Below are 21,732 nucleotides of genomic sequence, written 5' to 3'. Positions count from 1 at the left end.
AGAAGCCGCGGCGGATCGTACGGGAGCGGTCGGTCGGGTCAAGCAAAGTCAGGAGTGCAAAAGCGCACACGACTTCGCCGGAAATCTGCATCACCCGCGAACGGCGTAGCTGCGCTCCTCGACGTCGAGGCGCCCCTCCTCGATGGCGTGGCACGCCACCGTGCCGCCATCGATCGGCAGGGCTCGGGGCCGCTCGCTCCTGCAGCGGTCGTTGGCGAACGGGCAGCGCGGATGGAAGGTGCACCCCGGAGGCGGATTGATCGGGCTCGGCACCTCGCCGCCGACCGGCGCGCGCTGGCGCCCGGTCATGTCGAGGTCGGGAATCGTGTCGAGCAGCATGCGCGTGTAAGGATGCTTCGGCCGCTTGAACAAGGTGTCGGTCGGCGCCTGCTCGACCAGCCGGCCGAGATACATCACGCCGACGCGCGTGGAGATGTGATAGACGACCGCGAGATTGTGGCTGATGAACAGGTAGGTGAGTCGCAGACGACGCTGCAGGTCCATCATCAGGTTCAGGATCTGCGCCTGCACCGACACGTCGAGCGCCGACGTCGGCTCGTCGCATACCAGGAATTCGGGCTGGCTCGCCAGCGCGCGAGCAATCGAGATGCGCTGGCGCTGGCCGCCGGAGAATTCGTGCGGATACTTGCGGCCGTCGGCCGGCGTGAGCCTGACCTGGCGCAGCAGGGCCCCGACGCGGTCCTCGAGGTCGGTCTTGTTCGTAGCGAGGCCGAAGGCGCGGATCGGCTCGGCGATGATGTCGAACACCCGCCAGCGCGGATTGAGGCTGGCGTAGGGATCCTGGAAGATCATCTGCATGCGGCGGCGCAGGGCCGCCATGTCGGCGCGGCTGCGCTTGCGCTGCATGTCGTTGCCGTCGAACTCGATCGTGCCCGCGGTCGGCGGGTAGAGCCCGACCATGAGGCGGGCCACCGTCGACTTGCCGCAGCCCGATTCGCCGACCAGCGAGAAGGTCTCGCCCTTGGCGATTTCGAAATCGATGCCGTCGACCGCTTGAACGACCTGGCGTGGCCGCCCCTCGAGCTTGCGCACCAGCCAGGGCGCCGAGACGTCAAAGTAGCGCTGCAGGCCGCCGATGCGGACGAATTGCCGTTGGCCGCTGTCAGGCATCGGCCAGCTCCTTGCCGGTCGGCGCTCCGACGCCGCCCCGGTCGTGCAGCCAGCACGCCGCGCGGCTGGCCCCGGCCGACAACAGATCGGGCCGCTCGACGAGGCAGCGCTGGCCATGGAAGCCGCAGCGCGGGTTGAAGGCGCAGCCCGCCGGAATCTCGGTCAGCCGCGGCATGGCGCCGTCGATCTGCACCAGGCGATCGCTGCGCACGCCGAGGCTGGGGATCGAGCCCATCAGTCCCCTGGTGTAGGGATGCTTGGCGTGCTTGATGACGTCGCGGACCGGACCGATCTCGGCGATCCGTCCGGCATACATCACCGCGACGCGGTCCGCCGTCTCGGCGATCACGCCCATGTCGTGCGTCACCAGCATCACCGCCGTGCCGTGCTCCCGGCAGAGCCGCTTCAGGAGCGCGATGATCTGTGCCTGGATCGACACGTCGAGCGCCGTCGTCGGTTCGTCGGCGACGATCAGACGGGGATTGGCGCAGAGAGCGAGGGCGATCACCACACGCTGACGCATGCCGCCCGAGAACTGGTGCGGATAGTGATCGAGGCGATGCTCGGCCCCGGGAATGCCCACTTCCTTCAGGAGATCGAGCGCCCGCGCCCGCGCGTCGCCGGCCGGAAGCGGCAGATGCGTCTGGATCGTCTCGATGAGCTGGCGGCCGACCGAATAGAGCGGGTTCAGGCTGGTCAGCGGGTCCTGGAAGATGGCACCGATACGGGCGCCGCGAATCTTGCGCATCTCCTCGTAGGGCAGGTTGTCGATGCGCCTGCCCTCGAGCCGAACTTCTCCGGCAGCGATGCGGCCAGGCGGCTCGAGCAGGCCGATGATGGCATTGCCTGTCAACGACTTCCCGGCTCCCGACTCGCCGACTACGCCGAGCACCTCGCCCGGCGCGATCTCGAACGACACGTCGTCGACGGCGGTCAGCGTGCCGCGCCGCGTCGGGAACTCGACGCGCAGGTTCTTGACCTCGAGGAGCGGCGGATTGTTGGAGGTGCCGGCCATCATCGCAGCTTCGGATTGAGCGCATCGCGCAGCCAGTCGCCCAGCAGGTTCACCGCCAGCACGAGGATGGCGAGCGTTGCGCCGGGGAACACCGTGATCCACCACTCGCCGGACTGCAGGACCTCGTTGCCGAGGCGAATCAGGGTGCCGAGCGAGGGTTGGGTCGGCGGCAAGCCGACGCCGAGGAACGAGAGCGTGGCCTCGGTGATGACGGCGAGGCCGAGATTGATGGTAGCGATGACGAGCACCGGTCCGGTCACGTTCGGCAGCACGTGCCTCGCCATGATCACGATCGGCGACAGGCCGATGACCCGCGCCGCCTGGACATATTCCTTGTTCTTCTCGACCATGACCGAGCCGCGCACGGTACGGGCGTACTGCACCCAGAAACTGAGGCCGATGGCGCCGACGATGACGAAGATCGCGATCTCGTCGTGGCGCTGGACGGAGATCAGGCCGCGCACCACCCCGTCGATCAGAAGGGCGACGAGGATCGCCGGGAAGGTGAGCTGGACGTCGGCGACACGCATGATCGCCGCGTCCACCGCCCCGCCGACGTAGCCGGAGACAAGTCCGAGCGTGATGCCGAGCACCATCGCGACGATCACCGAGGCGAAACCCACCAGCAGCGACAGGCGCGTGCCGTACATGATCGAGGACAGGACGTCGCGTCCCTGCTCGTCCGTGCCGAGCGGGAATCTCCATTCCCCGTCGTCGGAGAAGAATGCCGGAGGCTTCAGCCCATCGATCAGGTTCAGGGTCGCGGGATCGAACGGCGTGTGCGGAGCCAGTACGGGAGAAAGGAAGGCCGTGGCGACGATGAAAGCCGTCGCGGCCGCGGCGACCACGGTCAGCGTCGAGGACTTGAAGCTCCACCAGATGTCGCTGTCGGTGGCACGTCGCAGCCAGGCGGCCATGTCAGTGTCCTCCCACGCGAGCCGCGCCGCCCTGGCCGCGCAGCCGCGGATCGACCGCGAAGTAGAGCAGGTCGACGACGAGGTTGATGAGCACGAACAGCAGGCCGATCAGCAGCAGGTAGGCCGCCATCACGGGCACATCGGCGAACTGGACGGACTGGATGAAGAGGAGGCCCATGCCGGGCCAGGCGAACACCGTTTCGGTGACGATGGCGAAGGCGATGATGGCGCCGAGCTGCAGGCCGGCCACGGTGATGACCGGCACCAGCGTGTTCTTGAGCGCATGGCCGAAATTGATCGCCCGGTTGGTGAGGCCCCGGGCGCGGGCGAACTTGATGTAGTCGGTCCGCATCACCTCGAGCATCTCCGACCGCACCAGTCGCATGATGAGCGTGAGCTGGAACAGGCCGAGCGTGATCGACGGCAGGATCAGCGCCTCGAGTCCCTTCACCGTCAGGAAGTTGGTGGTCCACCAGCCGAGATCGACGGTCTCGCCGCGCCCGAAGGACGGCAGCAGCCGCAGCCAAACCGCGAACACGAGGATCAGCAGGATGCCGATCAGAAAGGTCGGCAGCGAGATGCCGACCAGCGACACTGCCTGCAACAGCCGGCTCGTCCAATGGCGTGGATAGAGCCCGCTGTAGACCCCCATCGGGATGCCGACGAGTATGGCGAAGACGGCGGCGCAGAAGGAGAGTTCGAGCGTCGCCGGCATGCGCTCGAGGATCATACGGCCGACCGGCTCGGAGGTCCGGTAGCTGAGGCCGAATTTTCCCTGCACGGCGTTGCCGATGAACCTCAGGAACTGGAAAGGCGCCGGGTCGTTCAGGCCGAGCTTCTCGCGCAGTTCCTCGCGCTCCTCCATGGAGGTGTCCTGCCCGACCATCGCATTGATCGGATCGCCGACGTAGCGGAACAGAGAGAAGGCCACGATGCCGACCGCTAGAAGGACGGCGATCGACTGAAGGAGACGTCGGAGGATGAAAACGAGCATGGATTGCGGACGGAGGCCCCAGCCGGACCCCTAGCAGGATTGGCGCCAAAGCGGAACCGGCCCCGATCGCCGGAAGGCGGTCGGGGCCGGCCGAGGTGAACCCGACGGGACTACTTCACGTTGACGAAGCGCAGCGGGAAGGAATTGTCGGCGAGCTGAACCAGTTCGATGTTCTTGCGCGCCGCCCAGACCACGGCCTGCTGGTGCAGCGGGATGTAGGCATAGTCGTCGACATAGAGCTTGGTCGCCTGACGGATCATCTCGTCGCGCTTGGCCTTGTCGATTTCCTGCTCCATGGCGTCGGACAGCTTGTCGATCGCGGGGTTCGAGTAGCCGCCGGCATTGAACAGGCCCTTCTTGGTCTGCGCGCTCGGTGTCTGGATGAGCTGCTCGAAGACGTTGTGCACGTCGTAGGTGCTGGCTGGCGACCAGCCGAGCATGAAGAAGCTCGTGTCGCCCGGCGCGTAGTTGCCCTTGCGCAGGATCTTGGCGAAGTACTTGGAGCGGGTTTGGGCCAGCAGGTTCACCTTGATGCCCGCCCGGGCCAGCATCGCCACCACGGCCTGGCAGATCTTCTCGTCGTTGACGTAGCGGTCGTTGGGGCAATCCATGCCGACTTCGAAGCCGTTCGGATAGCCGGCGTCCGCCAGCAACTTCTTGGCCTCCTCGGCCTTGAGCAGCGCCGGCCGCTTGTCGAGCTCCTTGACGTAGCCGTTGATGCCCGGCGCCACCATCAGGTTGGTCGGGAAGGATTGGCCGCGCATCACGGTGCGCTTGATGGCGTCGACGTCGATCGAGCGATGGAACGCCTCACGGACCCGCTTGTCCTTGAACGGGTTCTTACCCTTGACGTTCGACTCGAGCAGCTCGTTGCGCTCGGTGTCGAAGCCAAGGAAGACAACGCGCGTCTCGGGGCCCTCGAGCACCTTGACGTTGGCGTCGCGCTTGAGCGTCTCGGTGTCGGCCGGCGGCACCTCGTACATCATGTCGATGTCGCCCGCCTTGATGGCCGCGACGCGGGTTGCCGGATTGGCGACCGGCGTGAAGATCACCTCGGTGAGATTATGGACGGGCTTGTCCCACCAGTTGGGATTGGGCACGAGTACCGTGCGCTCGCCCGCCTTGCGCTCCTTGAGTATGAACGCGCCGGTGCCCATCGCGTTGCGGGTAGCGAAGTTCTCCTCGTTCTTGGTCATGTCCGCGGAGTTCACCGCGTTGTTCTTCTCGGCCCACGCCTTCGACATCATGCCGAGCGCCGCCCACTTCTCGGCGAGCAGCGGGTCGGGATACTTGGTGACGACCTCGATGCGATGGTCGTTGACCTTCTTGACGTCGGCCACCGACACGAAGTAGCCGGTCATGTTCGAGCCTGGACCCATGGCCCGCTTCAGCGAGAACACCACGTCGTCCGCCGTGAACGGCGTGCCGTCGCTGAACTTCACGCCTTGCCGCAGGTCGAAGAACCAGGTGGTCTTGTCGACCTGGCCCCACTTGACGGCGAGCGCGGGCTCGAGCGCGAGGTCCTTATTGCGACGGACCAGCGGGTCGTAGATGTTCGAGTTGAACGTCAGCAGGAACGTCTCGTTGCGCGAGTACGGATCCATCGAACTGACATCGCCCGCGTTCGCCCACCTGAAGGTCTTGGCGTCGGCCGACGGCACGGCCGCGAAGGCCGCGCAGGCGAGCGCAACCATCGACAACGAATGTCGGAATTTGAATGACATCTGAGTTCCCCTCCTGACCGGGCGAGCGCATATGGCGTCGCGCACGGATACATAGCTGGGTCGTCAAACTGCCCTGCCGCCGCCAGCCCGTCAATTCCACAAAAAATATGCACGCCCCCGAACCCGACTGTGGTTGGACGGGCATCGCTCCGGGTCTATCGTGCCGGCTTCGAGTTTCACAGGGGCCGACCATGAACGACGTTTCTCGCAGTTTCCGCGGCAATTCCAACGCCTCTCGGGACATCGCCCATCACCTGCACCCCTACACCAACTTCCGGAAGCACGAGCAGAACGGCCCACTCACCATCGTGCGAGGCCGCGGCATCTACGTGATGGACGACGACGGCAAGGAATACATCGAGGGCATGGCCGGGCTGTGGTCGGCGGCGCTCGGCTTCAGCAACGAGCGGTTGGCGACGGTCGCCTACGAGCAGATGAAGCAGCTGCCCTTCTATCACGCCTTCAACCATCGCTCCCACGAGCCCGCCATCAACCTCGCCGAGAAACTCAAGGCGATGGCGCCGGTGGAGATGTCCAAGGTCTTTTTTGCCAACTCGGGCTCGGAAGCCAACGACACCGTCGTCAAGATGGTGTGGTACATGAACAATGCGCTCGGCCGGCCGAGCAAGAAGAAGATCGTATCCCGCCTCAAGGGCTATCACGGCATCACCGTGGCCTCGGGCAGTCTGACCGGCCTGCCCAACAATCATCGCTCGTTCGACCTGCCGATTCCCGGCGTCGTGCACACGATCACGCCGCACTTCTATCGCGGCGCCAAGGACGGCGAGAGCGAAGAGCAGTTCGCCACGCGCTGCGCCGAGGAACTCGAGCAGCTCATCGTCAAGGAAGGCGGCGCCGACCATGTCGCGGCCATGATCTGCGAGCCGGTGATGGGCGCCGGCGGCGTCATCGTGCCGCCCAGGGGCTACTACGAGAAGATCCAGGCGGTCTGTCGCAAGTACGACATGCTGTTCGTCGCCGACGAGGTGATCTGCGGCTTCGGCCGCACCGGCAACGTCTGGGGCTGCCAGACCATGGGAATCAAGCCCGACATCCTGACCTGCGCCAAGGCGCTGTCGGCGTCGTTCCTGCCGATCTCAGCCGTAATGGTGAACGACAAGGTTTACCAGGCGCTGGCGATGGAGAGTGACAAGATCGGGACGTGGGGCCACGGATTCACCTATTCCGGCCATCCGGTCGCGGCGGCGGTCGCGCTCGAGGCGCAGAAGATCTACGACGAGATCGACCTGTTCGGGCATGCCAAGCGGATGAGCCCGGCCTTCCAGCAGCATCTGAAGTCGTTCGCCGACCATCCGCTGGTCGGCGAGGCCATGGGCGTCGGCATGGTCGGCGCGCTCGAGATCGTGGCCGACAAGAAGACCAAGGCGTCCTTCGACCTCGGCACCGTGGGCGCGGCGGGCACCAAGACGGCCAACCACGCCCAGGCGCGCGGCCTGCTGGTGCGCAACATGGCCGATCGCATCGCCATCTGCCCACCGCTGATCATCAGCGAGGCCGAGCTCGCCGACCTCTTCGGCCGGCTGCGTCAGTCGCTCGATGCGACCTTGGCTGACCTCAAGGCCGAAGGTCACTTCAAGGGCTGATTGCAACTGCCGGTCGGGCGCCCCTCGGTGCTCGGCCGGCAGCGCCTTTCGCATCGCCGGTCGCCTGCTTCACATTTTCGGCATTTGAGCCCGATCAAGGACGGCCGCGACCAAAAAACCCTACTGATTGTGCATGAAGCCACTAAAATCGCCCTTCGGAGCGGGACGGATGGATTACGAGGCCCATTTCAACGGCCACCTCGATCGCCTGCGCGACGAGGGACGGTATCGGGTGTTCGCGGAGCTGGAGCGCATCGTCGGCGCCTTCCCGCGCGCGCGCCTGCACCGCGACGGCCAGCCGCCGCGCGACGTGACCGTCTGGTGCAGCAACGATTATTTGGCGATGGGCCAGCATTGCGAGGTGCTCGAGGCGATGCAGGCGGCGATCGTCGCCCAGGGATCGGGCGCCGGCGGAACCCGCAACATCTCCGGCACCAATACCCTCCATGCCCAGCTCGAGCGCGAACTCGCTACCTTGCACGGCAAGCAGGCGGCCCTCGTCTTCACCTCGGGCTACGTCGCCAACGAGACGACGCTGCAGACCTTGGGGGCCATGCTGCCGGGCTGCGAGCTCTATTCGGACGCCTTCAACCACGCCTCGATGATCGCCGGCATCCGGCACTCTGGCGCCGTGCGCAAGATCTTCCGCCACAACGACGTCGCCCATCTCGAGCAGCTCCTGCGGCAGGCCGATCCCGCGACTCCGAAGATCGTGGCCTTCGAATCGGTCTACTCCATGGACGGCGACATCTCGCCGATCGGCGAGATCTGCGACGTCGCCCATCGCCATGGCGCGCTCGCCTATCTCGACGAAGTGCACGCCGTCGGCATGTATGGTTCGCGCGGTGCCGGAGTCGCCGAGCGCGACGACGTGCTCGACAAGGTCGACATCGTGCAAGGCACGCTCGCCAAGGCGTTCGGCGTCATTGGCGGCTACATCGCCTCGACCGCGGCGACCGTCGATTTCGTGCGCTCCTGCGGGTCGGGCTTCATCTTCACCACCTCGCTGCCGCCGGCGATCGCCGCCGCCGCCCTGGCCAGCATCCGCTACGTTACCGGCCATCCCGAGTTGCGCACGCGCCACCAGGAACGCGCTGCGACGCTCAAGCGGCGCCTCGCGGCGTCGGGCCTGCCGGTGATGCCGTCGGCCACCCACATCGTTCCCGTGGCGGTGGGCGACGCCGTCCTCTGCAAGCAGGCGAGCGACCTGTTGCTCGATCGCCATGCAATCTACGTCCAACCCATCAACTATCCGACGGTCGCGCGCGGCACCGAGCGGCTGCGCCTAACGCCCACGCCCCTGCATGGCGACGAGGACATGAGCCGCCTGGTCGGTGCGCTGCAGGACGTGTGGCGGACGCTGGGGCTCGATCGCCGCGCCGCGGCGGCGGAATAGCCCTTCGGCCTACTCGACCGTCCGCATCGACCAAAGGTTCGAGCGGACCAGTATCCAGCCGATCAGCAGCAACATCGCCAGGGCTGGCAGGATCATGGCCATCTCCACGCCCCAGAGCGCGCAGATCGAGCCGGTGAGGAAAGCACCGATCGGCCCCCCGCCGCTCAGGCCAAGCTGGAAGAGCGACATGAGCCGCGCGCGGTGCGTGGCCGGCGCAACGATCTGCACCACGGTGCGCGCCTGCGTCATGGTCACGCCCGCGCCAATCCCCCAGACGAAGATCAGGGCGACGAAGATCGGAAATGACGGCAGCGTCGCCAGCAGGAAGAGTACGAAGGCGCCTGCGGTCACCGCCGTTGCGATCAGCCGGCCACGGCGCGTCACCCGGCGCGCCAGGCCGACCAGCGCGATGGTGGCGACGATGGTCGCCGCCCAGAATGCCAGGTTGACGTAGGAGAGTTCGACCGCCGCGCCGGCATATACGTCGCGCACCGCCACCGGCAGCACCGCCATGAAGGGCCCGACATAGAACACCCCGATGCCGAAGTTGAGCAGCAGAACCGGCCATATCTGGTCGGACCGAGCGGCCTCCCTGACGCCATCGAGCACGCTGGGCCAAAATCGCGGATGCTGCACTGGCGGGTGCAGCGGCGGATCGGGCAGGCGCCACACGGCCAGCGCACCCAGCAGCAACAGGACGGCATTGAGCACGAGCAGCGGCACGGCGCCGAAACGATCGGCGGTCGAGGCGAAGGCGATTCCCACAAGCTGACCACCGAACTGCAACGCCGTCGCCAAGGCCACCGCACGGGGCAGATTGCCCTTGGCGACGACCGGCAGGAGTCCGTCGCGCGTCGGAACCGCGAACGCGCCGATCGAACCCACGGCGAGCCCGTAGACGATGAGCAGTGTGTAACTCAATCCGTCGCCGAGCAGCACGAGCGCGAGAGCGAGTGGCGGCAGTGCATAGAGAAAGTGGTAACCCAGCAGGAGTCGTCGCGGGTTGCCGCGATCGGCCGCCAGGCCGCCCAGCGGCAGGAACAGGAGCGACGGGGCCATCATCGCCATCTGCGCGACGCCGACGGCGAAGGCATCCATCCGCAGCACGACGGCAACCAGCCAGGGAAACAGCACCATCTGAACGCCGAGCGGCACGAACCAGCTGGCAAGGCCCGCCAGATAGACGGGAAAGACGGTGGGGGAAGTCACGGGAGGTGCTTGCTCGGAGCCGAGGTCAACTATATCTTGTAGACGTTTAGTGCCGCTTACTCATCCAATAGTCAAAGACAGAGCCGTGTCTTCCATCCCCTGGATGCTCGGCGATGTAGAGCGGGAAGAAATGGCGACTTTCAATCGCGCCACGTTGATCAAGGTCCTGGAGATTCTCGACAGCAGCGACGCGGCAGAGGCGCTCGCGGCGGCCAAGCTCGCGTCCGCCCTGGTACGGGAAGCGGGACTGACCTGGAACGACATTCTCGCGGGCGACGCCGCGCCGTCAGCCGCCCCAGCGGTCGGCACAGGACGCCCTTCGGGGACCGGACCGTTCGGATATCGACGCGAGCGCGAACTGTCGCCGCACGAGCAGTTCTTCATGGTGCTGCTGAGCCCGCGCACGCCAACCGACGTCAAGCGCAAGCTGCGGACATGGGAGGCGCGCGTGCTGGACGGCGAGATCACGCCGCAGGAAACCCAGGACCTGCGCACCATGTACCAGAGTTTCGTCGCCTGACGGCTACAGTGGCCGCGGCACGTTTCCGTCGCGCATGCGGTGCAGAAACTCACGCCCGACCTTGACGCGCTTGTGGCCGTCGTACTCGACGATATCGGCGGTCGCGTAGGTTTCCGTCCAGTTGGATGGCAGGAACGAGCCCGAGCCGACGACGTCGATCGGCGCCTTGGCCTCGGCCATGATGCGGCACTTGGCCGGACCGAAACCCGACGACGCCACGATCTTGACCGCGTCGAAGCCCGCCCTGTCGAGTTCGGCGCGCAGGTGGAAGATCGCCGCCGCCGACACGCCGGTGCCGACCAGGTAGCGCAGTTCCTCTTCGCTGCGATAACCGCGGATCGATTCGGGCGAGAACCGCTCGAGCACGGCGTAGGAACTCGCGGGATCGAGCCCCTCGACGTAGCGACCGCCCGTGGTGTCGAGCCGGAAGGACAGCATCCCCTTGGCCGCCAGCTCCGGAAAGCGCCGGCAGACGTCGAGCGAATCCGAAGTTTCGCGCGCGAAATAGTCGACCAGCACCGTCATCGGCTCGCCGGGGAAAGTGTCATGGAACATCTCGGCGGCCCGCAGGGTCGATCCGGCATAGCCGATCAAGGCGTGTGGCATGGTGCCGAGCCCCTGGTCGCGGCCGAAGAAGTGCGCCGTGGCATGCGTGGCATTGCCGATGAAGCCGACGGCGCCGACCTTGCGCTTGGCACGCGCCGAACCGACCGAGGCAGCGTAGGCCATCATCTCGGCCATTTCCTGTCCTGCGCAATGCCGCGCATCCATGGCGAGGAAGGCCGTCTTCGGCATGTCGGCGCACATGGTCCAGGCGTTGTAGGCGGCGACGCAGGCCGGTCCGAGCTTCTGCAGGAAGATCGTCTCGAGGTCGACGAGATGGAAGAACGAGCCGGTGATGTACATCATCGGTTCGCCGGCGCCGACCCATTTGCCCTCGCCGTAGCGCAGGTCGATGTCGACCTCGGCACCACGGCTGCGGCTCAGCTCCTCGAGCCATTGCAGCGCCAGGCGCGGTGCGAACACCACCGGTCGGCGCATGAAGATGGCGTAGGTCACGCGGGCATCGCCGAACTTGCCGATCACCATCTTCGTGCGATTGAAGTAGTGATCGGTGTAGCGTTCGATCTCGCCGTTGCTCGGATGCGACATCGGCCCTCCCCAGGTCCGACTACTACGACTGTGCCCGACCGCTGTCTCAGATCGCGGGGCGGGCACGCTGGACGCTGAGACGTTCCGACTTGAGCTGCTCGGCCAGCAGGAAGGCGAGCTCGAGCGCCTGGCTCGCATTGAGCCGCGGGTCGCATTGCGTCTCGTAGCGCGCACTCAGCCCGTCGACGGTAATGTCGACCGCGCCGCCTACGCATTCGGTTACTTCCTGGCCGGTCATCTCGAAATGCACGCCACCGGGGTGTGTACCCTCGGCCCGGTGGACGGCGAAGAAGCCCCGCACCTCGCCCAGGATCTTGTCGAAATGCCGTGTCTTCTTGCCGTTCGACGCCGTCACCGTGTTGCCGTGCATGGGATCGCACGACCAGACGACCGATCGTCCGGCACGCTTCACCGCGCGCACCAGCGCCGGCAGCTTCTCGCCCACTTTGTCGGCACCCATACGGGCGATGATGACGATGCGGCCCGGCTCGTTGGCGGGATTGAGCGTATCGATCAGGCTGAGCAGGTCGTCCGTCGCCAGCGACGGCCCTGCCTTGAAGCCCAGGGGGTTCCTGACGCCGCGCAGGAATTCGACGTGAGCACCGTCCGGCTGGCGCGTACGGTCGCCGATCCATAGCATGTGGGCCGAGCAGTCGTACCAGTCGCCCGAGGTCGAATCGACGCGCGTCAGCGCCTCTTCGTACGGCAACAGCAACGCCTCGTGGCTGGTGAAGAAGTCGGTCTCCGCGATCTGCGGCGTGGTCGCCGAAGTGAGCCCGCAGGCCGCCATGAAATTCAGCGTCTCGTCGAGGCGCGCCGCGAGATCCTCGTAGCGCTCCGACGCCGGCGAATTCCGCACGAAGTCGAGGTTCCAGCGATTGACCTCGTGCAGGTCGGCATATCCCCCCTGGGCGAAGGCACGCAGCAGGTTGAGCGTCGCGGCCGACTGGTTGTAGGCCTGCACCATGCGCTCGGGATCGGGGATGCGCGCGCCCGAGGTGAACTCGAAGCCGTTGACGTTGTCGCCGCGGTAGGACGGCAGCTCGACGTCGCCCACCTTCTCGACGTTGGACGAGCGCGGCTTGGCGAACTGGCCAGCCATGCGACCGACCTTCACCACGGGCACGCCCGCGCCATAGGTCAGTACGACGGCCATCTGCAGCAGCACGCGGAAGGTGTCGCGGATGTTGTTGGCGGTGAAGTCGGCGAAGCTCTCGGCGCAATCGCCGCCCTGCAGCAGGAAAGCGTCGCCGTTGGCGACCTTGGCGAGCGCGCCCTTGAGCTTGCGGGCCTCGCCGGCGAAGACGAGCGGCGGATAGCGACGCAGACGCGCCTCGGCCTCCGTCAGGGCGGTGGCATCCGGATAGACCGGCATCTGCTGAGCCGGCCGGCCGCGCCAGCTCGTGGGCGTCCAGTCGGGCGCGCTCGAACTGCGCGATTGGGCCTTCGCAGCCCCACGGGACGGGCCTGGAATCGCCGTCATGTCACTCCTCCTGCACCCGCCAGCCGATCGGCCGCGCGGGGTGGGTGAACCTATACGCGCTGTGGATAAAACGCCAGACGGTGGGTTTCCCTATTCCGCGGCCGCCTTCTTGGTCGCCGGCTCGGGCCGCGCGGTGCGCATGGTGACAAATTCCTCGCCCGCCGTGGGATGGATTCCGACGGTGGCATCGAACTGGGCCTTGGTGGCCCGAGCCTTCACCGCGACGGCCAGGCCCTGGATGAGCTCGGCCGCATCGTCGCCTACCATATGGACGCCCACGACACGGTCGGTGGCGGCCTCGACGATCAGCTTCATGAAAGTGCGCTGCTTGCGCCCGGCGAGCGTGTATTTCATCGGCGTGAAGGCCGAGGCGAAAACCCGCACCTCGCCAAGCGTCGTGCGCGCCTCTTCCTCGGTCAGGCCGACCGTCGACAGCTCGGGCTGGCAGAACACGGCCGACGGCACGTCGCGATGATCGGGCTTCCTCGGCTTGTTGCCGAACACGGTATCGGCAAAGCAGTGCCCTTCCATCAGGGCAACGGGGGTGAGATTGATGCGATCCGTGACATCGCCGACCGCCCAGATGTTGTCGGCGGTCGTCTTCGACCATTCGTCGACAGCGACCGCGCCTGCCTTGTCGAGCTGGACGCCGACCTTCTCGAGGCCGATGCCGGACGTGTTGGGCGACCGCCCCGTCGCGTACATCACCAGATCCGTCTCGAACATGCCGCCGAGGGGCGTGTGGCACTCATACGGCCCCCTGCCGCCCTCTCCCTTGGGCACGATGCGGGCGATCTCGGTCTCGGTGCGCATCCTGATGCCGTTCTGCGCCAGCGCCTCGTGGACGAAGGTGCGGCACTCCTCGTCGAAGCCGCGCAGCACGCGATCGCGACGCAGGACGAGGCTGACGTCGCATCCCAGCCCTTTGAAGATGCCGGCGAACTCGACGGCGATGAAGCCGCCGCCCACGATCGTGATGCGCCTCGGCAACTCCGACAGGTGGAACGCCTCGTTCGAGGTGATGGCATGCTCGCGGCCGGAGATGGGTGGCACTTCCGGCTGCCCGCCTGTCGCGATCAGGAACTTGTCGGTCGTAATCAGCTTGTCGCCGACCTCGATCGTGTGGCGGTCGAGCAGGCGGCCACGCCCCATGTGGAGCTTGACCCCCGCCCCGTCAAGCAAACGGATGTAGACCGCATTGAGCCGGTCGACCTCCTTCTGGACGTTGTCGCGCAGGGTCGTCCAGGAATGCGCCGGCACGGTCGCCGACCAGCCGTAGGCGAGCGCGTCCTCGAATTCGTGGGCGAACTTGGAACCGTAGACCAGGAGCTTCTTGGGCACGCAGCCGCGGATCACGCAGGTGCCGCCGACGCGATAGTCCTCGCAAATGCCGACGCGCGCGCCATAGCCGCCCGCGATGCGCGCGGCCCGCACGCCTCCCGATCCCGCGCCAATGACGAAAAGGTCATAGTCGTATGCCATCGCGGCCACTCCGAGGACGAAAGCCCTCGCTCGACTATATAGGGAGCCGGCGACGACGGGTCAGGGAAATGCCGGAGGTCGCGGGAGCCCTTCGGCCCTGCTCCTCGGCCATCAGAAACGTTGCTCCGTCCGCACCACGCCGCAAAGCAAGGATGCGCTCGACGCGCCGAATGGAAGCGCGCCGTCGTCATGATTTGCCGTTCCCCTCCAAATACTTGCGATCCTTCGCCGAGATCGAGGCGCCGGTGCATCCGGGTGTGCGATGCGCCCCAATGGGTGCCGCGCCATGCTTTCGGCGCGATTGCGTCGCAGACTGTTGTCGAATCGCGGACCATTGACACGCTATGCTTTGCGCCCGATACGACTTTCCCCTCCAAGCCCGCGGGTTCGTCCGCCTATGAAGCTCCTTCTTTCGACCGTGTTTTTCGCCGCCGCCATTGCGAGCGTCGTGTCCGCCAACGCCCAGACGCCGCCGACCCAGGGCTGGCCCGCGAACCGCCCTCCGGCACCGCCGGCCCAACCTCCGGCCACCCCCGCGCCGCCCCAGGCGAGCGCGCCCGCCGCGCAGCCGAATCCCAATGCCAACACGCCGATTCCGTTGCCGACATGGTTCACCGAGATCGACACGGCCAAGAAGGGCGAGGTGTCGCGCGCGGACTTCCTGAAGTACCGCATGAAGACGTTCGAGCAGCTCGACACCAACAAGGACGGGAAGCTCTCGCTCGAGGAATTCCTCAAGGTCGCCGAGCCGCCGTTCACGACCGAGACTCCGGGCATGCCGTCGCTCGAGGAGCGCCGCGCCCGGGCGCGGGCCGAGTTCCAGAACCTCGACACGAATCGCGACAACTTCGTCGAGCGTGCCGAAGCCGAGGCCTTGGTCCATGCCGAATTCAACCAGTTCGACACGGACCGCGACAACAAGGCGACGGAACCCGAGGTGCGGCTCGTCGTGCAACGGTCGCTGCAGCAGCAGGCGGCGGAGCGCCAGCAGATGGAGGCGCGGCGCCGTCAGGGGTTGATGACGATCAATGAGTTCATCGACATGCAGCTGCGCGGCGCCGACCAGCTCGACAAGAACGGCGACGGCAAGATCACGCAGCAGGAATATCTCACGTTGGCCGGTCCGGCCGACGGGCCGCAGGCGCAGGGCCTGCCGCCCTTCGAGTTGCGGCGCAAGATCGCCTTGGTGAAGTTCCAGGAAATCGACACCAACAAGGACAACGTGCTCGACCGCGTCGAGCTGACCGGCAACGCGGTGCAGCAATTCATCCAGATGGACCTGAACAAGGATCGCTTCCTCAACGAAGAAGAATTCAAGAAGGCGCAGGAGGCGGAAGCGGCCAAGGTGCGTGCCCTGGTCCAGACCATGCAACCAGCCCAACCGCCGCGCCCGGCGCCCGCGCCGGCCGGCCAGCCGCGTCCGGCCCCCCTGCAGCAACAGGCTCCCGGACTGGCGCCCGGCCTGCCTCAGGGCACCCGCTGAGACGGCCGGTTACTCGACCGTCACGCTCTTCGCCAGATTGCGCGGCTGATCGACGTCGGTGCCCTTGGCGACGGCGGTGTAGTAGGCCAGGAGTTGAACCGGCACCGCGTAGAGGATGGGCGCAACGACCGGATCGACCGACGGCAGCGTAACGGTCGCGGCGGCCTGGGAGCCGAGGCGCCTCGTTCCGGCGGCGTCGGTCAGCAACACCAGCTTGCCGCCCCGCGCCTTCACCTGCTCGAAGTTCGAGGCGATCTTGTCGAAGATCGGATCGGTCGGCGCGACGACGACCACCGGCACCAGTTCGTCGATCAGAGCGATGGGACCATGCTTCATCTCGCCGCCGGCATAGCCCTCGGCATGGATGTAGGAAATCTCCTTGAGCTTCAACGCGCCCTCGAGCGCGATCGGGAAGGACGAGCCGCGACCGATGTAAAGAACGTCCCGTGCCTCGGCGAGGATCGTCTCCGAGATGTCGCGGTATCGGTCCTCGAGATTGATCGCCTCGTTGACCTGCGCCGGCAACTCGATCAACGCATCAGTCAGTCGCTGTTCGTCGGCCTCGCTCAGCGTGCCGCGGGCGCGGCCGGCGGCGATCGCCGCCGTCAACAGCACCACGAGTTGTGTGGTGAAGGCCTTGGTCGAGGCGACGCCGATCTCGGGGCCTGCCAGGGTCGGCAGCACGATGTCGGATTCGCGGGCGATCGCACTCTCCGGCACGTTGACCACGGACAGGATCGTCTGCTTCTGCGCCCTGGCGTAGCGTAGTGCCGCCAAGGTGTCGATCGTCTCGCCCGATTGCGAGACGGCGATGCAGACGCCGCCCGCGGGCAGCGGAGGTTCGCGGTAGCGCAGCTCCGACGCGACCTCGACCTCGACCGGCAGACGCGCCAGTTTCTCGAACCAGTACTTGGCGACCTGGCAGGCGAAGCAGGCCGTACCGCACGCCGTCATGGTGAGGCGACTCACCTTGTTCCAGTCGAACGGCAGCGCCGGCAAGGTGACGGTGCGCGTGCCGGGATCGAGGTAGGTCTGAAGCGTGTCGCCGATCACCGCCGGCTGCTCGTAGATCTCCTTGACCATGAAATGGCGGTGGTTGCCCTTGCCCATCATGGCGCCGGTGATGCCGCTCTGGCGGATCTCGCGCTTCACCTCGCTGCGACCTTGATAGACCGTGCAGCCATCTGCCTTCAGCACCACCCAGTCGTCGTCCTCGAGATAGCTCACCCGCTTGGTGAACGGCGCCAAGGCCAGCGCGTCGGTGCCGACATACATCTCGCCGTCGCCGTAGCCGACGGCCAGAGAACTGCCGCGGCGCGCACCCATCAGGATGTCGTGCCGGCCGCTGAACAACGCCACCAAGGCGAAGGCGCCGCGCAACCGCTCCATCGCCCTGCCCATCGCCTCCTCGGGCGGCATCTGGCGCTCGAGATACGAGGTCAGGAGCTGGGCCACGACTTCCGTGTCGGTGTCGCTGTCGAAGCGACGGCCCTCGGCGAGCAACTCGTCCTTCAACTCCTGGAAATTCTCGATGATGCCGTTGTGGACGATCGCCACGCGGCTGGTGGCGATGGGATGGGCGTTACGCTCGCTCGGCTTGCCATGCGTCGCCCAGCGCGTGTGTCCGATGCCGATCGTACCCGGCAGTGGCTCGCGCGCCAGCCGCTCCTCGAGCCTCGCCAGCTTGCCTTCGGCGCGCCGTCGATCGATGTGCCCGTTGACCAGGGTGGCGACACCCGCCGAATCGTAGCCGCGATACTCCAGACGCTTCAGGGCGTCGACGAGCAACGGCGTGACGGGCGCCTTGCCGATGATTCCGATGATGCCGCACATGGGGGTCGTCCAGGAGGGGGTGGTTACTTCCTTGCCCGCTTGGCTGCGGCCGCACGGGCTTTCAGTTTCGCACGAAGCGGGGCCGCGCGCCCCTTCTTTGTCACCTGACGGGCGCGCCCGAAGGCCACCGCGCCGGACGGCACGTCCTCGGTGACGACGCTTCCCGCCGTGACGTTCGCCCCCTTCCCGATGCGCAGTGGCGCCACCAGCGAGCTGTTGGAACCGACGAACGTGTCCGCGCCGACGACCGTCCGCCACTTGCCGAAGCCGTCGTAGTTCACCGCGATGGTGCCGGCGCCGATGTTGCTCGCCGCGCCGATGTCGGCATCGCCGAGATAGGCGAGATGATTGGCCTTGGCGCCCTTCCCCATCTTCGTCGCCTTGAGCTCGACGAAGTTGCCGATATGGACGTCCTCGGCGACGTCGGAGCCCGGCCGGATGCGGGCGAACGGCCCGACGATGGCGCCGCGCCCGATGCGCGCGCCTTCGATGTCGCAGAAGCCCTTGATCTCGACGCCCGCCGCCACGCGCACGCCGGGACCGAAGCGGACGTTGGGGCCGATCGTGACGTCGGGGCCGAACGTCGTGTCCGCCGCCAACCAGACGGTTTCGGGATCCATCATGGTGACCCCCGCTTCGAACGCCGCCAGCCGCAAACGTTGCTGCAGGGCGCGCTCGGCCACGGCGAGTTCGGCGCGCGAGTTGATGCCCTGGAACTCCGCCTCGTCGCCTTCCACCGCAATGGCACGATGGCCTTTCGCACGCGCCACGGCCACGGCGTCGACCAGATAGTATTCGCGCTTGACGTTGTCGTTGTCGATATCGCCCAGAAGGTCAGCGATCAGTGCCCCGTCGAGGCACATCACGCCCGAATTGCAGAAATCGATCGCGCGCTCGGCGCCGACGGCGTCGCGGCTCTCGACGATCCTCTCGAGCACGCCGTCGCGCACGACCAGCCGGCCGTAGGGCGCGGGATCGCCCGCCTTGAAGCCGAGCACGCCAACCGCAGCCCTCCCGCGCGCACAGGCATCGACCAGCTTCTTCATGGTGGCCGGCGTGACCAGCGGCGCATCGCCGAACACGACGAGCACCGGGCCGGCATGGCCCTCCAGCGCCGGCAGGGCGGCGCGGGCGGCGTGGCCGGTGCCGAGGGCTCGACGCTGCACCACCGTCGGGTACGGGGCGAAGGCCGCCGCCACGTCGCGGGCGCCCGGCGCCACCACGCCGACGACGCGCGCCGGCCTGAGACGGGCGACGTTCTCCAGCACATGACGCAGCATGGGCCAGCCGGCGAGCGGATGCAGGACCTTGGGCAGCGCGGACTTCATGCGCGTGCCGGCCCCCGCTGCCAGCACCACCACCGCGACAGGCGACTTCATGTCCCATGCGGATGCCATGCGTGCGGCTCGGTCGCAAGCCGGATGTGCTAAGGAAGCTCATGCAATCCGACGCAGACCGGCTGATCGCCGACCGATTCGACACTGTCCTCTACGACCTCGACGGCACCCTGATCGACAGCGCCAGGGACATGCAGGTCGCCGTCAGCAACGTGCTGGCCGACCACGGCCTGCCGCCGGTGACCGACGACGACATGCGCCTGTACATGGGCCAGGGCAGCAAGGTCACCATGGGAAAGGCCTTCGCCAAGCACGGCAGGACACTCGACGACGCCACCTTGACGTCGGTCACCCGCGAGTTCGTGCGCTACTACGAAGCCGATCCGATCAGCCACACCGCCGCGTTCGCGGGCGTCACGGAGGTCGTCGCACGCTTCGACCGGCTGCGGCTCCGGCAAGGCGTCTGCACCAACAAGTTCGAGCGACCCTCGCGTATCATCCTCGAGCATCTCGGCTTGATGCCGCCGATCGCCGACGTCGCCGGCGCCGACACCTTCCCCGTGCGCAAGCCCGATCCCCGGCACATCCTGATGCTGGTCGAGCGCATGGGCGGAAGGCCCGAGCGGGCCGTCATGATCGGCGATTCGGTGCACGACGTGGAAGCGGCGCATGCCGCCGGCCTGCCGGCCGTGCTGGTGAGCTGGGGCTACACCGCGACGCCCGCCGCCGAGCTCGGCGCCGAAGCCGTCATCGACCGCTTCGACGCCCTACCCGACGCGCTCGGGCGCATCGCCGTCGGTTGACGGACCGGTCGCGTGGCCCTATACGCGCCCCTTCCGGGCGCGTAGCTCAGCGGGAGAGCACACCCTTCACACGGGTGGGGTCGTAGGTTCAATCCCTACCGCGCCCACCATTCTCCTGGATCGATTTCCTCACGTGCCGCAGAACGTCCGATAGCCGGGCTGCGGCGGGCCGGACTCCTCGTACGCCGAGAACTCCGGCCGCGTCTCGTAAGGCCTCGCCAGGACCGATATCAGTTCCTCGAACGGCGCGTAGTCGTCCTGCTCGATCGCCGCGGCGAGGACCGCCTCGACCCGCTGGTTGCGCGGAATGTAGGCGGGGTTGACCGCGTGCATCGCGGCGCGCCGCGACGCCGGGCTGGCCCCCTCCTCCGCAAGCCGCCGACGCCACTGCGCTTGCCAATCGGCGAACGCGCCGCCGAGCGCATCGAGCTCGTCGAGTCGGCGGAACGTCAGGGTAAAGTCGGCGCGATTCTCCTGCATCAGGTCGAGCAGCCGCTGGGCCAGTGCGGCGTCGCCCTCCTGCTCGGTCGCGAGGCCGAGCTTGGCGCGCAGACCCGACACGATCGCGCCCGAGAAACGACCGTCGAAGGCTTCCCGCGCCTCCTGCGCCTGCTTCACCGCGGCGTCGCCGTCGTCCGACAGCAAGGGCAGCAGCGTTTCGGCGAAGCGCGCCAGGTTCCAGCCGGCGATGCGCGGCTGGTTGGCATAGGCGTAGCGCCCGCCATGGTCGATGGAGCTGAACACCTGAGCCGGATCGTAGGCATCCATGAAAGCGCACGGACCGTAGTCGATGGTCTCGCCGGCGATCGAGGTGTTGTCGGTATTCATCACGCCGTGGATGAAACCGACGAGCAGCCACCTCGCGACCAGATCGGCCTGGCGCGCGATCACCCGCTCGAGCAACGCGAGAAAGCGCCGCTCGTTGCGTTCGATGTCCGGATAGTGCCGGTCGATCGCATAGTCGGCGAGCAGGCGCAGCGCTTCCGCGTCGCGGCGCGCGGCGAAGAACTGGAACGTGCCGACCCTGATGTGGCTAGAGGCGACGCGCGTCAGCACCGCGCCCGGCAGCACCTCTTCGCGAAGCACGTGCTCGCCCGTGGCCACGGCCGCCAGGCTGCGCGTCGTCGGAATGCCCAGCGCGAACATCGCCTCGCTCACCAGATACTCGCGCAGGACGGGCCCCAGCGCCGCGCGCCCGTCACCGCGCCGCGAGAACGGCGTCGGGCCCGAGCCCTTGAGCTGCAGGTCGCGCCGGCGACCCTGGCGATCGACGACCTCGCCGAGCAGGACGGCGCGCCCGTCACCAAGCTGCGGCACGAAGTTGCCGAACTGGTGGCCGGCATAGGCCAGCGCAATGGGCTGCGAATCGTCGGCCAACCGGTTGCCGGCGAGGATCTCGACGCCTTGCGGAGATGCCAAGACCGACGGATTGAGGCCCAACTCGAGCGCCAGCGCGTGGTTGAGTTTCAGCAGGCGCGGCGCGGCGACAGGCGTCGGCGGCAACCGGGCATAGAAGCGCTCGGGCAGCCGGGCGTAACTGTTGTCGAGCCCCAAGCTCGGCGCATCGGCAAGGGCAAAGGCGGCGTCGTTGGCCATGATGTCAATGTAGGGTCTGGAAGGGCCGTCCGAAAGCTGCCCCGCGACTATTG

General features: G+C 66.9%; 17 protein-coding genes and 1 tRNA gene. 6 read left to right on the top strand and 12 right to left on the bottom strand.

Features of this window, described 5'->3' with window-relative positions:
- Positions 1 to 90 precede the first annotated feature (90 nt).
- The 5 genes from KIT25_09500 to KIT25_09480 all read right to left on the bottom strand — a co-directional run bounded on the left by KIT25_09500 (position 91) and on the right by KIT25_09480 (position 5,751).
- Positions 91 to 1,131: an ATP-binding cassette domain-containing protein gene (locus KIT25_09500; protein ID UYN97140.1), complete on the bottom strand. Its 1,041-nt coding sequence runs from the start codon at positions 1,129 to 1,131 to the stop codon at positions 91 to 93.
- Positions 1,124 to 2,146 carry an ABC transporter ATP-binding protein gene (locus KIT25_09495; GenBank protein ID UYN97878.1) on the bottom strand — a complete coding sequence of 341 codons (1,023 nt, stop codon included), beginning with the start codon at positions 2,144 to 2,146 and terminating at the stop codon, positions 1,124 to 1,126. Before KIT25_09495 ends, KIT25_09500 begins: the two co-directional genes overlap by 8 nt.
- On the bottom strand, positions 2,146 to 3,063 hold the full coding sequence (locus KIT25_09490; GenBank protein ID UYN97139.1) for an ABC transporter permease: 918 nt from the start codon (positions 3,061 to 3,063) through the stop codon (positions 2,146 to 2,148). Before KIT25_09490 ends, KIT25_09495 begins: the two co-directional genes overlap by 1 nt.
- Position 3,064: 1 nt before the next feature.
- A complete protein-coding gene (locus KIT25_09485; GenBank protein ID UYN97138.1) occupies positions 3,065 to 4,057 on the bottom strand; it encodes an ABC transporter permease in 993 nt (330 codons plus the stop codon).
- A 110-nt stretch (positions 4,058 to 4,167) separates the two neighbouring features.
- Positions 4,168 to 5,751: an ABC transporter substrate-binding protein gene (locus KIT25_09480; GenBank protein UYN97877.1), complete on the bottom strand. Its 1,584-nt coding sequence runs from the start codon at positions 5,749 to 5,751 to the stop codon at positions 4,168 to 4,170.
- A gap of 221 nt (positions 5,752 to 5,972) precedes the next feature.
- Between KIT25_09480 and KIT25_09475 the strand changes: the two genes are divergently transcribed.
- Complete coding sequence (locus tag KIT25_09475; GenBank protein ID UYN97137.1) at positions 5,973 to 7,385, top strand: aspartate aminotransferase family protein; 1,413 nt, start codon at positions 5,973 to 5,975, stop codon at positions 7,383 to 7,385.
- A gap of 169 nt (positions 7,386 to 7,554) precedes the next feature.
- Complete coding sequence (gene hemA / locus KIT25_09470; GenBank protein UYN97136.1) at positions 7,555 to 8,781, top strand: 5-aminolevulinate synthase; 1,227 nt, start codon at positions 7,555 to 7,557, stop codon at positions 8,779 to 8,781.
- Between the two features lie 9 nt (positions 8,782 to 8,790).
- On the opposite strand, the gene KIT25_09465 is transcribed toward hemA, so the two are convergent.
- The gene (locus tag KIT25_09465; protein ID UYN97135.1) at positions 8,791 to 9,990 is read right to left on the bottom strand and encodes an MFS transporter; all 1,200 of its coding nucleotides are present in this window, start codon (positions 9,988 to 9,990) and stop codon (positions 8,791 to 8,793) included.
- 154 nt (positions 9,991 to 10,144) lie between these two features.
- Here KIT25_09465 and KIT25_09460 point away from each other — a divergent pair, with 154 nt between their 5' ends.
- Positions 10,145 to 10,510, top strand: coding sequence for a hypothetical protein (locus tag KIT25_09460; protein ID UYN97134.1), 366 nt, complete (start codon positions 10,145 to 10,147; stop codon positions 10,508 to 10,510).
- 3 nt (positions 10,511 to 10,513) lie between these two features.
- Here the strand turns inward: KIT25_09460 and KIT25_09455 are convergent, their stop codons facing one another.
- The 3 genes from KIT25_09455 to gor form a co-directional block, all read right to left on the bottom strand.
- A complete protein-coding gene (locus KIT25_09455; GenBank protein UYN97133.1) occupies positions 10,514 to 11,662 on the bottom strand; it encodes a nicotinate phosphoribosyltransferase in 1,149 nt (382 codons plus the stop codon).
- Positions 11,663 to 11,708: 46 nt separating this feature from the next.
- On the bottom strand, positions 11,709 to 13,145 hold the full coding sequence (locus KIT25_09450; protein UYN97132.1) for a 3-deoxy-7-phosphoheptulonate synthase class II: 1,437 nt from the start codon (positions 13,143 to 13,145) through the stop codon (positions 11,709 to 11,711).
- A gap of 90 nt (positions 13,146 to 13,235) precedes the next feature.
- On the bottom strand, positions 13,236 to 14,627 hold the full coding sequence (gene gor / locus KIT25_09445; GenBank protein ID UYN97131.1) for a glutathione-disulfide reductase: 1,392 nt from the start codon (positions 14,625 to 14,627) through the stop codon (positions 13,236 to 13,238).
- Positions 14,628 to 15,024: 397 nt separating this feature from the next.
- On the opposite strand from gor, the gene KIT25_09440 reads away from it, so the two are divergent.
- Positions 15,025 to 16,110 (top strand): EF-hand domain-containing protein, encoded by a 1,086-nt coding sequence (locus KIT25_09440; protein ID UYN97130.1) that lies wholly within the window; start codon positions 15,025 to 15,027, stop codon positions 16,108 to 16,110.
- Between the two features lie 9 nt (positions 16,111 to 16,119).
- Here the strand turns inward: KIT25_09440 and glmS are convergent, their stop codons facing one another.
- A complete protein-coding gene (gene glmS, locus KIT25_09435; protein ID UYN97129.1) occupies positions 16,120 to 17,943 on the bottom strand; it encodes a glutamine--fructose-6-phosphate transaminase (isomerizing) in 1,824 nt (607 codons plus the stop codon).
- A 23-nt stretch (positions 17,944 to 17,966) separates the two neighbouring features.
- Complete coding sequence (glmU, locus tag KIT25_09430) at positions 17,967 to 19,340, bottom strand: bifunctional UDP-N-acetylglucosamine diphosphorylase/glucosamine-1-phosphate N-acetyltransferase GlmU (GenBank protein ID UYN97128.1); 1,374 nt, start codon at positions 19,338 to 19,340, stop codon at positions 17,967 to 17,969.
- A 41-nt stretch (positions 19,341 to 19,381) separates the two neighbouring features.
- Between glmU and KIT25_09425 the strand changes: the two genes are divergently transcribed.
- Together KIT25_09425 and KIT25_09420 are read left to right on the top strand one after the other, a co-directional pair.
- Positions 19,382 to 20,083, top strand: coding sequence for an HAD-IA family hydrolase (locus KIT25_09425; GenBank protein ID UYN97127.1), 702 nt, complete (start codon positions 19,382 to 19,384; stop codon positions 20,081 to 20,083).
- Between the two features lie 35 nt (positions 20,084 to 20,118).
- Positions 20,119 to 20,193: transfer RNA gene (locus tag KIT25_09420), tRNA-Val, on the top strand.
- A 19-nt stretch (positions 20,194 to 20,212) separates the two neighbouring features.
- Here the strand turns inward: KIT25_09420 and KIT25_09415 are convergent.
- Positions 20,213 to 21,679, bottom strand: a complete 1,467-nt coding sequence (locus KIT25_09415; GenBank protein ID UYN97126.1) for a YdiU family protein — start codon at positions 21,677 to 21,679, stop codon at positions 20,213 to 20,215.
- Positions 21,680 to 21,732 lie beyond the last annotated feature (53 nt).

Source organism: Enhydrobacter sp. (assembly GCA_025808875.1).
In the GTDB taxonomy this organism is placed as follows: Bacteria; Pseudomonadota; Alphaproteobacteria; order Reyranellales; family Reyranellaceae; genus Reyranella.
The sequence above is the reverse complement of the archived record's forward strand: the minus strand, read 5'-3'. Positions and strand labels throughout refer to the sequence as shown.

Coding starts and splice junctions, on each gene's coding strand:
- gor (UYN97131.1), bottom strand. CDS start 14,627: ATGGCATACGACTATGACCTTTTCGTCATTGGCGCGGGATCGGGAGGC.
- KIT25_09455 (UYN97133.1), bottom strand. CDS start 11,662: ATGTCGCATCCGAGCAACGGCGAGATCGAACGCTACACCGATCACTAC.
- KIT25_09425 (UYN97127.1), top strand. CDS start 19,382: ATGCAATCCGACGCAGACCGGCTGATCGCCGACCGATTCGACACTGTC.
- KIT25_09485 (UYN97138.1), bottom strand. CDS start 4,057: ATGCTCGTTTTCATCCTCCGACGTCTCCTTCAGTCGATCGCCGTCCTT.
- glmU (UYN97128.1), bottom strand. CDS start 19,340: ATGGCATCCGCATGGGACATGAAGTCGCCTGTCGCGGTGGTGGTGCTG.
- KIT25_09475 (UYN97137.1), top strand. CDS start 5,973: ATGAACGACGTTTCTCGCAGTTTCCGCGGCAATTCCAACGCCTCTCGG.
- glmS (UYN97129.1), bottom strand. CDS start 17,943: ATGTGCGGCATCATCGGAATCATCGGCAAGGCGCCCGTCACGCCGTTG.
- hemA (UYN97136.1), top strand. CDS start 7,555: ATGGATTACGAGGCCCATTTCAACGGCCACCTCGATCGCCTGCGCGAC.
- KIT25_09480 (UYN97877.1), bottom strand. CDS start 5,751: ATGGTTGCGCTCGCCTGCGCGGCCTTCGCGGCCGTGCCGTCGGCCGAC.
- KIT25_09450 (UYN97132.1), bottom strand. CDS start 13,145: ATGACGGCGATTCCAGGCCCGTCCCGTGGGGCTGCGAAGGCCCAATCG.
- KIT25_09500 (UYN97140.1), bottom strand. CDS start 1,131: ATGCCTGACAGCGGCCAACGGCAATTCGTCCGCATCGGCGGCCTGCAG.
- KIT25_09490 (UYN97139.1), bottom strand. CDS start 3,063: ATGGCCGCCTGGCTGCGACGTGCCACCGACAGCGACATCTGGTGGAGC.
- KIT25_09440 (UYN97130.1), top strand. CDS start 15,025: ATGAAGCTCCTTCTTTCGACCGTGTTTTTCGCCGCCGCCATTGCGAGC.
- KIT25_09415 (UYN97126.1), bottom strand. CDS start 21,679: ATGGCCAACGACGCCGCCTTTGCCCTTGCCGATGCGCCGAGCTTGGGG.
- KIT25_09495 (UYN97878.1), bottom strand. CDS start 2,146: ATGGCCGGCACCTCCAACAATCCGCCGCTCCTCGAGGTCAAGAACCTG.